The sequence below is a fragment of the Pseudomonas sp. CH235 genome, assembly GCF_004368175.1.
Classification (GTDB): Bacteria; Pseudomonadota; Gammaproteobacteria; order Pseudomonadales; family Pseudomonadaceae; genus Aquipseudomonas; species Aquipseudomonas paraglycinae.
In genome coordinates, this window is the sequence record NZ_RRZJ01000036.1 from 1 (window position 1) to 14,291 (window position 14,291).

Consider the following 14,291-nt stretch of genomic DNA (forward strand, 5'->3'; position numbering starts at 1 on the left):
CATCGGAAGGCTGAGTGGAGGGATTTATCCGGGGGTGGGAGCGCAGCGACCGTGCGGCGAAGCCGCATGCATCGAGAGGAGGTGCAGCGAAGCAAACCGTAGGCGATGCCCCCGGATGAATCCCGGAACGAAGGAACACCGAGCCAAAGCGAGGTGCCGAACGCCGGGGCCCAGCGTTTTTGGTTACTTTTTTGGCGTTTGAAAAAAGTGACTCGCCGTAAGGGCGAAACCCTAAGAAGCCGTTACCGCAGCAACGGATATTCACCCAAAACCCCAAGAACCTGGTCGGCCCAAAGGCCGCCAAGACAACCCAAAACAGAAATGTTAGCTTGCTTGGCATCACACCAGCCGCCAAGCCCGAGCCCAATGCCAATGAAAAAAACAGTCCTGGCCTTCAGCCGCATCACCCCCCCCATGATCGAACGCCTGCAACAGGAGTTCGACGTCATCGTCCCCAACCCGAAAAACGGCGACATCAACGCCCAGTTCAACGAAGCCCTGCCCCACGCCCACGGCCTGATCGGCGTCGGTCGCAAACTCGGCAAGGCCCAACTGGAAACCGCCGCCAGACTCGAAGTGGTCTCCAGCGTCTCCGTCGGCTACGACAACTACGACCTCGCCTATTTCAACGAACGCGGGATCATGCTTACCAACACCCCGGACGTGCTCACCGAAAGCACCGCCGACCTGGCCTTCGCCCTGATCATGAGCAGCGCCCGCCGCGTCGCCGAACTCGACGCCTGGACCAAGGCCGGCCAATGGCAGGCCAGCGTCGGCGCACCGCTGTTCGGTTGCGACGTGCACGGCAAGACCCTGGGCATCGTCGGCATGGGCAACATCGGCGCTGCCGTCGCCCGTCGCGGCCGCTTCGGCTTCAACATGCCGATCCTCTACAGCGGCAACAGCCGCAAGACCGAACTCGAACAGCAACTCGGCGCACAGTTCCGCAGTCTTGACCAACTGCTGGCCGAGGCCGACTTCGTTTGCCTGGTGATGCCGCTAAGCGACAAGACCCGCCACCTGATCAGCCATCGCGAACTGGCGCTGATGAAGCCGGATGCGATTCTGGTGAACATCTCCCGCGGCCCGGTGGTCAACGAGCCGGCATTGATCGAGGCATTGCAGAACAACCGGATTCGCGGTGCCGGTCTGGACGTCTACGAGAAGGAACCGCTGGCCGAGTCACCGCTGTTCCAGATGAAAAACGCCGTGACCTTGCCGCACATCGGTTCGGCCACCCACGAAACCCGCGAAGCCATGGCCAATCGTGCCCTGGCCAACCTGCGCAGTGCCCTGCTCGGCGAGCGTCCGCAGGATCTGGTGAACCCGCAGGTCTGGCGCGGATAAATAAATCGGGCAAGTATTGCAAAGTACTTGCCCGCACAACTTACAGCCAATACATACTTTGAAAATCAACACACCAACAAAATAAACTATCGCGCTATAAAATTTCCGGACTTATCAAATATAACGATAAACACTCCAGAGAATAGCCACCTTGAGAATTTCCAATACCGATCAATTAATCCGTTACAGCAAAGTCTGCCTGATGGCCTACATCAGTTTTTTTGGACTATTGGTGATGTACGGAAACCTGACCGACTATTCGGCAAACTATGTGTACGTCGGACACATCCTGAGTATGGATACCACTCAAATCAACGAGAACATACGTTACAGGGCGATTGAATCGCCCATGATGCACCATCGGATCTATTGGTTCATCATCACGACGGAAGCGATCTACACCGCCTATTGCCTGCTCGGCACTTATTATCTCTATCGCAAAGTCAATGAATCTGCGGCTGTATTTCACGAGGCAAAAAGGTTCTCGATCATTGGCTTGCTGATCGCAATCTTCACCTATTACGTTTGCCTGCAAACCATCGGTGTTGAATGGTTCGACATGGACACTTCACAAGTATGGAATGCGAAAGACTGGGCACGACATATTGTCGACTTCATATTGCCTGTACTGATTTTCATAACATTGAAAAACGAGCGCTGAATAGACAGCGCTCAAAGCCAAATCGATCTCAGGCCAACTTTCCATGCGTGGAAACAACTGCAACTGCGGGTTTACGAAACACCAGCACATTCCCCAGCATCACCAATACCAGCCCCGCCAATGCGGGTGCCGTCCATTGATAGCCTTCGGCAAAGGCCGAAACGTTCAAAGCCACCACCGGGAACAGCACCGTGCAATAGGCGGCGCGCTCCGGCCCCATGCGACCGACCAGCGTCAGGTACGCCGTGAAACCGATCACCGAACCCGGTATCACCAGGTACAGCAGCGCGCCGATGTAGCGCGACGTCCATTCCATCTCGAACGGAATGCCTTTGACCAGACACCACACCGAGAGCATCGCCGCGCCGTAGGCCATGCCCCAGGCATTGGTCGTCAGCGGCTTGAGGCCGGCCTTCTGTTGCAGGCTCGAGAGCATGTTGCCCGCCGAGAAACACAGCGTGCCGCAGAGCGCCAGGCCAAGACCGAGCAAGGTTTGCGGACTGGCGTGATGCCCGGCCAGCTCCGGCCAGAACAACAGGCCCAGGCCAGTTAGCCCCAGCGCCCCGCCCATCAATACATTGCGCGCGATCCGCTGGCCGAAGAACACCCGTGCATTCAGCGCGTTCCACAACGTTGCGGTAGAAAACACCACCGCCACCAGACCGCTGGGAATCCATTGGCTGGCGGTCAGGAAGCACATGAAATTGACACAGAACAGGCACAAGCCCTGCGCGACACAGATCAGATGCCCGCGCCGATTCATCGGTTGCAGGCGACGGCTGAGCAGCAACAGCGCGAACAACACCAGCGCCGCGAGACCGAAGCGATAGACGATCGACACCGGAATCGCCACCACGCCCAGTTGCCATTTAAGGGCAATCCAGGTGGTGCCCCAGATCAGCACAGTTAACAAATACAACGACAGGTTCATGGCAGACACTCCTCGATTGGGTTTCAGTGTCCGCCTGCGCCTTCACCCCTCGCTTGCATAAACTTGCGCTTTTGTCGGCGTGCAGGCTGGCAGCGCAACATCTACGGAGTAGGATGCAAGGCGTTGAAGAGAACCGACCATGGCCGCCATCGATACCCTGCAAGTCTTTCAAGCCTTGAACAGCTCGCCCAACGCATGCCTTGTGCGCAGCGCCGAGCTGGGGGACGGCCTGTCCGCAGCCTTGTGGACCAACCACCACGACGCCCGCGACTATGACGCGCCGAGCCATCACACGCTCTCCTGCTACATCGCTGGCGGCACCGGCACGTTCCGCCGTGGCGCCCCCGGAAACAAAGGCAGTCCGGACAAGTTGTGCATCCTGCCAGCCGACCACGAGTCGGGGTGGGTGATCAATGGCGACATTCGCCTGGCCCACCTGTATTTCAGCGCCGAACAATTTGCCTTGGGTTGCGTCACGCTGCTGGATCGCGAGCCCCGGGAAATGCAGCTGCGCGAACAGACTTTTCTGGAAGATCCGCAACAGGCCCGACGGTTTCGCCAGTTACTCACTCTCAATTGGAACGAGCCTGGCGAGCGTCTGCTGACCAGCAGCCTGGCCCACGAACTGATCAGCCAAACCTTGTTGAGCCAGGTCGGCGTACGCCACGGCTTGCGTCTCAAGGGCGGGCTGGCGTCGCATCAACGTCGGCAACTGGTGGAGTTCATCGACAGCCAACTGGCCGAGCCGATCAGCCTCGGGCAACTGGCGGGGTTGTGTGCGTTGTCGGAATACCACTTCGCGCGGATGTTCCGGGTGAGCTTCGGACTGCCGCCACATCAGTATGTGCTGGCGCGGCGTTTGAGTCGGGCGCGGGAGTTGTTGCGGGGCACGGCGTTGCCGCTGGGGGAGATTGCCCTGGCGTGCGGATTTGCCAGTGCCAGCCACTTCACCAACCGCTTTCGCCAGGTGCTGGGTGGAACGCCCGGCGATTATCGCCAGGCGTTTTTGCGCTGATCAGAACTCCAGCGTGCTCGACAACGAAATCTGCCGCGAATCGCCCATCGACACGAAGAAACGGCTCGCCGCCGAGGTGTAGTAGGTACGATCGAACAGGTTCTTCACGTTGAGTTGAAACTTGACCTTCTGCCCTTCGACTTTGGTGTCGTAAGTGGCGAACGCATCGGCCACGGTGTAGCTCGGCAGATCGAAATCGTTGACCGCGTTACCCGCTCGTTCACCGACATAGCGCGCGCCGGCGCCGACCCGAAGTTGATCACCACCGATCACACTGCCGAAGTCGTAGACCGCCGACAGCGAGCCGGTATTTTTCGCCACGTTCTGCAGCCTGTTGCCTTTGTAGTCCGGATCTTCCGTAACCTCGGCGTCGGTATAGGCGTAGCTGCCGATCATGCTCCAGCGGTCGCTGAGCTGACCGGTCAGGTCTACTTCCAGGCCCCGGGAACGCACTTCGCCGGCGGCGCTGTAAATCGTCGTCGGCCCTTCGGAATTGGCCACCAGCACGTTGCGTTTCTTGATGTCGAACAGGGCGATGTTGCCGGTGATGCGACCCGGTATGTCGAGACGTGCGCCCAACTCCCAGGACTTGGCTTCTTCCGGCGCGATGCTGCCGTCGAGCACGGTGCTGCTGCCACTGAGCGGCGCGATGGTCGAGTTGGGTTTGAACGATTCGGTGTAGCTGCCGTAGAACGACAATGCGTCGGTGTAGCGATACACCAGACCTGCGCGCGGCACCCACTTCTGGCCGTTGCTGTCGGTGTTGGCCTTGAACGGCACGCCTTTGCCGGCGTACTGGTCGTATTCCTGGAAACGCCCGCCGGCCACCAGAATCCACTGGTCGTTGAGGTGGATCGAGTCCTGCAGGAACACCGAATCGCTGCGCAGTTCGTCGGTCTGCGCACTGTCCGCCGGGCTGACGGTGGTGCCTTCAACTTCGCGGCCGTAGACCGGGTTGACGTAACTGAAGGTGCTCAGGCTTTTCTGGCGGATCAGGTCGGCGCGGTAGATCTTGCGGTACTCGTCGTCGACGCCGAACACCAGGTCATGCTGCATGCCCAGCACGTTGACCTTGCCTTCGAGGCTGGCGGTGGTGAAGCGGTCGGTGCTGATCGCGCCGTGCGTGCCGTCCATGCTGCGGGTCAGGGTGCCTTTTTTGGTGTCGATCGCGGTTACGCGGACCTGGCTGGCGTCGTAGGTTTCGCGGTTCCAGCTGTAGCCGAAATGGGCTTTCCAGTCGTCGTTGAGTTCGTGGTCGGCCTCGAAGTGATAGAGGTCCGAGCGGCCTTCCATGTCGTTGAATTTCTCGTCGAGACGCTCGTTGCGCGAGATGTCCAGCGGATGGTTGGTGCGCGGATCGATCAGGGTTCCACGATCGAATGGGGTCAGGAATTCACGGTGCTCGTAAGCGAACAACAGCTTGGTGCGCTCACCGTACCAGGCCAGCGACGGCGCGATCAGGGTTTCACGGTGGGTGCCGAAATTGCGCCAGTAATCCTCGTCTTCGTGGTCCAGCACCATGCGATACGCGAGGCCGGAATCCCCCAGCGCACCGGTGCTGTCGAAGGAACCGCCGCTGCCATTCTTGCCGTCGCCGTAGGTCGAGCCGCGCAGGGTCAGCGCGTTGTACTGGGTCAGTTCAGGCTTCTTGCTGACCATGTTGACCACGCCGCCCGGGTCCTGAATCCCGTAGAGCAGCGAGGCCGGGCCCTTGAGCACTTCGACGCGATCCACGGTGGCGTTCATGCCACGGCCCTGCACCAGCGGCATGCCGTCGCGCATGATCGAGCCGTTGCGGTTGTCGCCGAAACCGCGGGTCATCACCGAATCCTGGGTGCTGCCCAAGGTGTTGCCCTGGGTGATGCCGCTGACGTTGGCCAGTGCATCATCGAGATTGCGCGGTGCCTGATCACGAATGACCTGGGCCGCAATCACGTTGACCGTCTGGGGGATTTCCTGAAGCGAAGCGGAAGAGCGCATCACCGAACTGGTTTCCGGTGGCTGGTAACTCATCGGTTGATCGATGACCGAGGTGATGTTCGTCGCGCCGAGGTTCAACGCGCCTGCGGTCGGTTGCGGTTCGAGCGCCAGGGTATGGCTGTCGGTGCGGCGGAAGGTCAGGCCGGAGCCGGTGAGCAGACGTTGCAGCGCCTGTTCGGCACTCATCTGGCCGTTGATCGCTGGAGCGGTGAGGCCATACGGGGCTTCATCGGTGTAAACCACGCTCTGCCCGGTGACGCGGCTGAAGTCGCTCAGGGCCTGAGGCAACGGCTTGGCGGCCAGGGAAAAACTGAATTGCTTTTGTGGCTGACTGCTGACGGATTCAGCGGCCAGCGCCACGCTCACCGGCAACAGGGCCAATGCCGAAAAACTCAAGGCCGAAACGCCCAACCACTGTTTGACCGAACCCGATTTTGCCCTGGACTTCATTGCTCATGACCTGTGTAGAACCGCAACGGATGCGAATGACTCGCAGTTTCAGTCACTACACGGATGGCGTCCGGGTTTACCTCACCACAAAGTTGAAAATATTTTCAGCGCAGGATGATCAGCTTGCCCAACACCTGATGCTGCTCGAATCCCAACACCCCTTGCAGCGAGTTCAGCACCGCTTGCGGATCCTTGCTCGGAAAGCTGCCGCTGACCTTGCGCGCACCCAGTTCGTCGTTGAGCAACACGATCCGTCCGGAGTAATAACGCCGCAGATCCTGCACCACATCGGCCAGTGTCGACTTGTAGTAAGTCAGCCAGCCCTGGCGCCAGGCCAGTTGCGCTTCGCTGTCCACTGCATGCAGTTTTTCCGCAGTACCTGCGCCGTAGGCCACTTGCTGGCCGGCGGTGAGAATCTGCTGCTCGGCATCACGCGCCGCCGTCACGCCAACGCGCCCTGACAGCACCGTGACTTGTGCGCCATGGGGTTGCAGGCGCACTTCGAACTGCGTGCCCAACACTCGCGCCTGGCCTTTCTCGGCCTCGACCACAAAGGGATCACCCGTGTGAGTCACGCTGAAGAATCCGGCCCCTCGGCGCAATTGCACATGCCGCTCGCCGTGACTGAAATCCACGGCGATGGCGCTGTCGGCGTCCAGCGTCACCTGTGATTGATCGGCCAGGGTCACGGTGCGGATCTCGCCCGGTGCCGACACGTAATCAGCGCCCAGATCTTCGATCCAGCGCTGCGGCTGCCAACCGCTGCCGAGGCTGATCATCAGCAGCAGACAGGCCGCCATCGCCAGCGCGCCGGCCCAACGCCGGACCTGCGGACGACGCGGCCGGTCCATCGCATCGAGCAACCCCTGCAACGCCAGCGCGTCTTCATCGGCCAGAGTGCGCGCCGGCCCTTCGCTCAATTCCCACACCACTTGCGCCTGGGCATAGGCCTCGGCGTGGGCCGGGTCAGCGTGCAGCCATTGACTGAACGTCAGTTGATCACCGGTGCTCGGGCGGTCATGCAGCAGGCTCAGCCAGGCGAAAGCGGCCTGCTCCTGAGCGGGCGTCGGGATGACGCGGTCGGTGTGATTCACGGTGCTTTCCCTGGCAGGCGTGGCGCGGGTTCGCGCAGGCTGGCCTTGCAGGCCTCGAGGGCGCGCATCATATGTTTTTCCACGGCGCTTTGGGACAGGCCCATGGCTTTGGCGATCTCGGCGTACTTGCGCCCGTGGATGCGATTGAGCAAAAAGATCTGCCGCGTGCGCTCGGGCAGCGCGCGCAACGCCGCTTCGACGTGGCGCAAATCGTTGCCCGCTTCGAGCGCCGCCTGCGGTTCGCTGGCGCTGCTGTCCGGCTCGTCCGGTTGCCAGCCTTCGTTGACCCGCACCCGCGCGCCTTCGCTGCGCAAATGATCGATGGCGATATTGCCGGCGCAACGCAACAGATAAGTGCTGAGTTCTTCGACCTGCACCAGCGGCCGACGCCAGAAACGCAGAAACAGATCCTGCACCAGATCCGCCGCCGTCGCCCGGCAACCGACGCGCCGGCTCACCAGCGCTTCCATCTGCGAACGCTGGGACAGGAACACCTGAAGAAAATGCGCACGGGCGCCGTGGGGTTCGTCGTCGCGGTGCTCGGGAGGATGGCCGATCAGCATGTCAGTTCAAGGCCCATGCAGCGACCGGGCTGGCGAGCAGGCTCAGTCCGGCCATGGTCAAGGCCAGGCGTGGGCGATAGGGCAACAACAGCACCAACGTCAGCGCACTGAGCATCAACACCGCGCACCAGTCGACCAGACCAAAACTCCAGCCCTTCATGGCAACCGCCGCCCACAGCGACAGCCCCAGCAACAGCCAGCCTGCGAGTTTCAAACCTTGCCGACGGCGAGTCGAAGGTTTGTGGCCCAGCAGTTCTTCATGATGCCGAGGCATCGCCAGGCACAGCGCCGTGAATGCGCAATAACAGAGCAACAGCGCCAGCAGCATTCAGTTCGCCCCCTGCTCAACGGTGAGCGACCGGGCGTTTTGGCGGGCTGGCTTTTGCACGCTGACGGTGTGTCCGGCGCGCTGCATTTTCCGGGCGGCCCAGGCGAGAAAGAGGCCGCCGCCCAGACACGTCAGGTCGAAACCGGCCAAAACCCAGTCGCCTTCAGGCACTGTCACGCCGAGGTGATACGGGGAGGTCAAACCGTTAAGAAGCGGAACCGCGATAAACAGTGCAGCCCCCAGCGACAGCTGTTCGACCCAGGCCTTGCGCCCCGGCCGCAACATCGCGTGCACCACGCTCAAGCCCCAGGCGATGAAAAACGCGTTCACTTCCCAATCGGCACGCCCGGCCAGACTCACCGGCAGCACACGATTGGCCCAGAAGAACACGGCGACCGCCACCACCAGTCCGGCCATGCTGGCAATGTTCAGCACTTGCACCAGCCGCAACTCGAAGGGCATCACACCGGTCCTGGCGTGTTTGAGCTGACGCTTGCCGAGCCAGATCACCAGCCCGGTGCCAATCATCGCCGTGCCCGCCAGACCGCAGATGAAATACAGCCAACGCAGCACCGGCCCGGCAAAGTGGCCCATGTGCAAACCGTAGAAACTGCCGGCAACCGCCATCGCCATTGGCTGATCGGGCGTTGTGCCAATGACTTCTCCGCTGACCCCGCTGAAGGTCACGGCGCTGCCGGAAACATTTACCACACGGTCGGAGCCCGCGCGGGATATCACCACCGAGGCATTGGCATCGCCCGGATTGTTCACGCTGATACGCCCGACATGTCCACCCGACCATTGCTCGCTGGCCGCCAGCAACAGGGGCGCCAGCGGTGCCAGTGTCGCCGGTTGATTGGCCCGTTCGGGAATGCTGGATTCGGGAAAAACCTCGTCGTAAAACGCTCGAACGTTGTTGCCGTACGAAGCCAGAATGCTCGCCGGCATCACCATCGACATGAAGATCACCAGACTGCTGTAGGTGATCATCAGATGAAACGGCAACACCAGCACACCCACCGCGTTGTGCCCGTCGAGCCACGAACGCTGGCCCTTGCGCGGGCGGAAGGTGAAGAAGTCCTTGAAGATTTTCTTGTGGGTGATGATCCCGGTGATCAGCGCGACAAACATCACCATCGCGGCGATGGTCGAGAGCCAGCGGCCCCACGGATAAGGCATTTGCAGCTGGAAGTGGAAGCGGTAGAAAAACTCGCCGCCCATGCTTTCCCGGGCCTGCACTTCGACACCGGTCTGCGCGTCGAGCGTCTTGCGGGTGAATGCGCCGCGTTCGCCGGGCTTGGCTGGCGTCTGCTGCCAGCCCACGCTCAGACCGGGATCGCGGGCGTCGGGCAGGCCAATGATCCAGCGCGAAGCGTCGGGGGCGTTTTGTTGCAGATAGTGCTGGGCCAGCGTCAGGCTTTTCTCGGCATCCAATGGATGGGCGGTGATTTCCGGCTGCATCCAGTGAGTGGTTTCGTCCTTGAAATAGGCCAGGGTTCCGGTGAGGAAAATCGCAAACAACAGCCAGCCGAAAATCAGCCCGGTCCAGGTGTGCAGCCAGGCCATCGCTTGTCGAAAACCCTCTTTCATGCCAGACCCAGACCGCGCGCAGCGCCGGAAACGGTGGCCAGGATCACGCTCGGCACCAGCAGACCGACCCACGCCGACCACGCCGTGCGACAGGCGAAACACCAGAGCACCGCCACCAGATAGACCAGGAACGAAACGGTCATGCCGGTCACCACCGCCTCGGCGCGATTCAGCGGCAGCCACAACGTCAGCGTCACGCTGGCCAATGCCGCGACCAGATAGCCGCCGAACACCGCCGCGAGCACCCGCGAAGTGACGGCCAGACGATAGGACAGGGGAAGTGTGGCGAGTTTGGCTTTCATGTTTCGACCCTGAAACGATTAACGTCCGACCAAGACGCCGAACGACAGGCGAGCAATATTAATGATAAATATTCTCATACGCAAAAGAGTCTGATTGCCGGGCACCCTCCGCAGCCCTACAATGCGAACCATTCTTGTTCTCTAACGCATCCTGCATGCGCCCGGAGTGATGCCGTTGCCGTCCGCCCATCCTGTCGAATCGCTCTATCAGGCCCACCACAGTTGGCTCACCGGCTGGCTGCGGCGCAAACTCGGCTGCCCGGACAGCGCCGCCGACCTCGCTCAGGACACCTTCATCCGGGTGCTGACCGCCCGCGAGCCGCCAGTGATTATCGAACCGCGCGCATTCCTCACCACCCTGGCCAAGCGCGTGCTGTTCAACCATTACCGCCGCCAGGACCTGGAGCGCGCCTACCTCGACACGCTCGCGCAGATACCGGAAATGGTTGCGCCTTCGGAAGAAGAGAAAGCCATCATCCTGCAAACCCTGATGGAGCTGGATCAGTTGCTTGATGGCCTGCCGCGCGTCGTCAAACGCGCATTTCTGCTGGCGCAGGTCGATGGCCTGACTTATCCGCAGATCGCCGCCGAACTGGGCATTTCCGTGGCCACGGTCAAACGTCATCTGAACAAGGCAGCGATGCGCTGCTACTTCGCCCTGTGAACCCGTCGATGGATTTTTCCGCGCAGGTCGCCGAACAGGCGGTGCACTGGTTGCTGGAAATGCAGCAAGGCCCGTTGAACCCGCGCCAGCAACAAGCCTGGCAGCAATGGATCGATGCCCACAGCGAACACCGCCGCGCGTGGGAGCACATTCAGCGGGTCAATTCGCGGTTGCGCGGGTTGTCGTCGCCACTGGCCCACGCCGCACTGAATGCGCCGAAGTCCGGCAGCCGTCGTCAGGCGCTGAAGTTGTTGCTGATTCTCGGCGCCGGTTCGGCGGTCACCTGGGGCATGCGCGAGCACAATCCGTTGCCATCGCTGCTGGCCGATTACCGCAGCCCGATTGGTCAGCGGCGCAAGATCTCGCTCGGCGCCGACGGCCAGTTGCAACTCAACACCGCCAGCGCGGCGGATGTCCGGGGCGATGGTTTGATCCGTCTGCTCGAAGGCGAGATGCTGCTGACCGCCACGCAATCCTTCGACGTGCAAACCGCCCAAGGCGTGCTGAAAACCCAGGGCGCGCGAATAAACGTACGGCAGTTTGCCGACCGCACGCAGATTGCACTGTTTGAAGGTCGGGTCGAATTGAACGCACAAGGTCGCGCGCCGATGCTGCTGCCGGTCGCCCGACAACTGAGTTTCAGCACCACCGGCGTCAGCGTGGCAAAACCGCTGGACGCCAACAGCGGCGCCTGGGCCGACGGCATGCTGGTGGCCGCGCACATGCGTCTGGGCGACTTCCTCGATGAACTCGGTCGCTACCGTCGCGGGCAGCTCCATTGCGATGCGAAAGTGGCTGACCTGCTGATTTCCGGGACTTATCCACTGGACGACAGCGAGCGGATTCTCGACCTGCTGGAAATAAGCCTGCCCGTGAAAGTGAAGCGTTTTACTCGCTATTGGGTGACGGTCGAAGCCAAGGTTTGATCAAGCGTAAAAATAAATGAGCCGTTTTTCAGATCTGGCGTGACAGAGAAGGAAAGCCCCCTTGATTCAACCTTCTCAGGACCGTCCTCCATGCACCCCACCCGTCTCACGCCGCTGGCCCGAACCCTGCGCAACCTCGTCCTCGGCGCCAGCCTGAGCTTCAGCGCCCTTCCCCATGCGCTGGCTGCCGACACCAAGGCTTACCACATCGCCCCGTCGTCGCTGGAGAATGCCCTCAACCAGTTCGGCCGTGAAGCCGGCGTGCTGATCTCGTTCGGCTCGCAAGTCACCAGCGGTGTGCAAAGCCGTGGTCTGGAAGGCAACTACACAGCGGAACAAGGTCTGAACGCGCTGCTCGAAGGCACCGGCCTGCAAGCCCGCGCCGAGGGTGGCAATGCCTTCAGCCTGCAGCCGTCGAACGACAACGCCCTGGAGCTGGACACCTCGAAAGTGGTCGGCGACTGGCTGGGCGAGGCGGCGCAGGTCAACGTGTTCGAACATCCCGGTGCCCGTGACGTGATCCGCCGCGAAGAGTTCGAACGCCAGGGCGCGACCCAGGCCCGCGATGTGCTCAACCGCATTCCCGGCGTCAACGCCCCGGAAAACAACGGCACCGGCAGCCACGACATGGCGCTGAACTTCGGCATTCGCGGTCTCAACCCGCGCCTGGCCGCACGTTCGACCGTGTTGATGGACGGCATTCCGGTGCCCTTCGCCCCTTATGGCCAGCCGCAGTTGTCGTTCGCGCCGATCAGCATGGGCAACATGGACGCCGTGGACGTGGTGCGGGGCGGCGGCGCCGTGCGTTACGGCCCGCAGAACGTCGGCGGCGTGGTCAACTTCGTGACCCGGGCGATTCCGGACGAGCCGACCGTCAAGGGCGGTTTCCAGACTGAAACCAGTCCATCGTCCAGCCATGACGGCTTCAAGACCAGCGCCAACCTGCTGGCCGGCGGCACCAATGCCAACGGTCTGGGCGGCGCGTTGCTGTACTCCGGCACTCGCGGAGGCGACTGGCGTGAGCACAGCGATACAGAAATCGACGACCTGATCCTCAAGGGCAAATACCAACTCGACGAGGCCAACAGTTTCAACGCCATGGCCCAGTATTACGAAGGCAAGGCCGACATGCCCGGCGGCCTGAATGTCGCCGATTACGATGCCGATCCGTATCAGTCGACCCGGCCAAAAGACCAGTTCTGGGGCCGTCGCACGATGTTCAATGTCGGCTATCGCTCTCAGGAAGACCGCCGCGAATTCACCGCCAATACCTTCTTCACCAAGACCCTGCGCAGCGGTTACCTGGATCAGGGCACGTTCCTGTCGCTGTCGCCGCGCGAGTATTGGGTGCGCGGTCTGGAAACCCGCTTCGCCCAAGGCTTCGACCTCGGCGCCACCAGCCATGAAGTCGGCGTCGGCTATCGCTACATCAACGAAGCCGGCCACGAACTGCGCTATCGCACGCCGATCAGCAGCAACGAATACCCGACCACCAACAGCCGCAATGACCGCGACACTCGCGGCGGCACCGAAGCCAATGCGTTCTTCGTCGATGACCGGATCGACATCGGCAAGTGGACGATCACCCCGGGCGTGCGCTACGAGATGATCGAGTCGCAACAGACCAACAATCTGACCAACGTCAAATACAAGGGCGACTACAACACCGCACTGCCGGCGTTGAACGTGCTGTATCACCTGACCGACAGCTGGAACCTGTACGCCAACACCGAGGGTTCATTCGGCAGCGTGCAATACAGCCAGATGCCCAACCGCGTGAGCAGCGGCGAAGTGAAACCGGAGAAGGCCCGCACCTGGGAAGTCGGCACCCGTTACGACAACGGCGCGCTGCGAGCGGAGATCGGCGCGTTCCTGATCAACTTCGACAACCAGTACGAAAGCAACCAGACCAATGATTCGGTGATCGCCCGTGGCGAAACCCGCCATCAGGGCATCGAGACCAGCGTCAATTACGCGCTGGATGACTTGAGCCCGGCACTGGCTGGTTTCGACGTGTACGCCACTTACGCCTATGTCGACGCGACCATCCGCGAAGACGGGCCGAACAAGGGCAATCGTGTGCCGTTCTCGTCGAAACACAAAGGCACGATCGGCGTCGGTTACACCGAAGGCCCGTGGAAGCTCAACCTGGACAGCAGCTTCCAGAGCGACCAGTTCGCCGACAACGCCAACACCTCCAAAGAAAGCGCCGACGGCAGCACCGGCAAGATCCCCGGTTACATGCTATTCAGCAGCCGCGCCGGTTATGACTTCGGCCCGCAACTGTCGGACCTGAACGTCGCGGTGGGGGTGAAGAACATCTTCAACACCCAGTACTTCACCCGCTCGTTCGATGACAACAACAAAGGAAAGTATGTCGGTGAGCCACGCACGGTATACGTGCAGACTTCCGTTGCGTTCTGACCCCTGCTGAAAACAG

The 14,291-nt window shown here is 61.3% G+C and carries 13 protein-coding genes; 6 read left to right on the plus strand and 7 right to left on the minus strand.

Translation table 11 applies throughout. The features are described from left to right. Positions 1 to 372: 372 nt before the first annotated feature. A complete protein-coding gene (locus tag EIY71_RS25340; RefSeq protein WP_134023563.1) occupies positions 373 to 1,347 on the plus strand; it encodes a D-glycerate dehydrogenase in 975 nt (324 codons plus the stop codon). Positions 1,348 to 1,498: 151 nt separating this feature from the next. Next, on the plus strand, positions 1,499 to 2,008 hold the full coding sequence (locus tag EIY71_RS25345) for a DUF2165 family protein (protein WP_039769411.1): 510 nt from the start codon (positions 1,499 to 1,501) through the stop codon (positions 2,006 to 2,008). Positions 2,009 to 2,036: 28 nt separating this feature from the next. Here EIY71_RS25345 and EIY71_RS25350 read toward each other — a convergent pair whose 3' ends face one another. After that, positions 2,037 to 2,939, minus strand: coding sequence for a DMT family transporter (locus EIY71_RS25350; protein ID WP_039769409.1), 903 nt, complete (start codon positions 2,937 to 2,939; stop codon positions 2,037 to 2,039). 139 nt (positions 2,940 to 3,078) lie between these two features. Between EIY71_RS25350 and EIY71_RS25355 the strand changes: the two genes are divergently transcribed. Beyond that, positions 3,079 to 3,954 carry a helix-turn-helix domain-containing protein gene (locus tag EIY71_RS25355; RefSeq protein WP_134023565.1) on the plus strand — a complete coding sequence of 292 codons (876 nt, stop codon included), beginning with the start codon at positions 3,079 to 3,081 and terminating at the stop codon, positions 3,952 to 3,954. On the opposite strand, the gene EIY71_RS25360 is transcribed toward EIY71_RS25355, so the two are convergent. The 6 genes from EIY71_RS25360 to EIY71_RS25385 form a co-directional block, all read right to left on the minus strand. Next, positions 3,955 to 6,384 carry a TonB-dependent receptor gene (locus EIY71_RS25360; protein ID WP_039769406.1) on the minus strand — a complete coding sequence of 810 codons (2,430 nt, stop codon included), beginning with the start codon at positions 6,382 to 6,384 and terminating at the stop codon, positions 3,955 to 3,957. It lies immediately after the preceding gene. A gap of 104 nt (positions 6,385 to 6,488) precedes the next feature. After that, entirely contained in the window at positions 6,489 to 7,478 is a 990-nt protein-coding gene (locus EIY71_RS25365; protein ID WP_134023567.1) for a FecR family protein, read from the minus strand. Next, complete coding sequence (locus EIY71_RS25370; protein WP_074691725.1) at positions 7,475 to 8,041, minus strand: RNA polymerase sigma factor; 567 nt, start codon at positions 8,039 to 8,041, stop codon at positions 7,475 to 7,477. Before EIY71_RS25370 ends, EIY71_RS25365 begins: the two co-directional genes overlap by 4 nt. A 1-nt stretch (position 8,042) precedes the next feature. After that, a complete protein-coding gene (locus EIY71_RS25375) occupies positions 8,043 to 8,369 on the minus strand; it encodes a DUF3325 domain-containing protein (protein ID WP_074691728.1) in 327 nt (108 codons plus the stop codon). Continuing rightward, on the minus strand, positions 8,370 to 9,959 hold the full coding sequence (locus EIY71_RS25380) for a PepSY domain-containing protein (RefSeq protein ID WP_134023569.1): 1,590 nt from the start codon (positions 9,957 to 9,959) through the stop codon (positions 8,370 to 8,372). After that, positions 9,956 to 10,261 carry a DUF3649 domain-containing protein gene (locus tag EIY71_RS25385; protein WP_039769401.1) on the minus strand — a complete coding sequence of 102 codons (306 nt, stop codon included), beginning with the start codon at positions 10,259 to 10,261 and terminating at the stop codon, positions 9,956 to 9,958. Before EIY71_RS25385 ends, EIY71_RS25380 begins: the two co-directional genes overlap by 4 nt. Positions 10,262 to 10,436: 175 nt before the next feature. On the opposite strand from EIY71_RS25385, the gene EIY71_RS25390 reads away from it, so the two are divergent. The 3 genes from EIY71_RS25390 (at position 10,437) to fecA (ending at position 14,275) form a co-directional block, all read left to right on the plus strand. Then, positions 10,437 to 10,925: a sigma-70 family RNA polymerase sigma factor gene (locus tag EIY71_RS25390; RefSeq protein ID WP_064600677.1), complete on the plus strand. Its 489-nt coding sequence runs from the start codon at positions 10,437 to 10,439 to the stop codon at positions 10,923 to 10,925. Between the two features lie 8 nt (positions 10,926 to 10,933). Further along, positions 10,934 to 11,851: a DUF4880 domain-containing protein gene (locus tag EIY71_RS25395; RefSeq protein WP_372239303.1), complete on the plus strand. Its 918-nt coding sequence runs from the start codon at positions 10,934 to 10,936 to the stop codon at positions 11,849 to 11,851. A gap of 90 nt (positions 11,852 to 11,941) precedes the next feature. Then, a complete protein-coding gene (gene fecA, locus EIY71_RS25400; protein ID WP_134023576.1) occupies positions 11,942 to 14,275 on the plus strand; it encodes a TonB-dependent Fe(3+) dicitrate receptor FecA in 2,334 nt (777 codons plus the stop codon). Positions 14,276 to 14,291 lie beyond the last annotated feature (16 nt).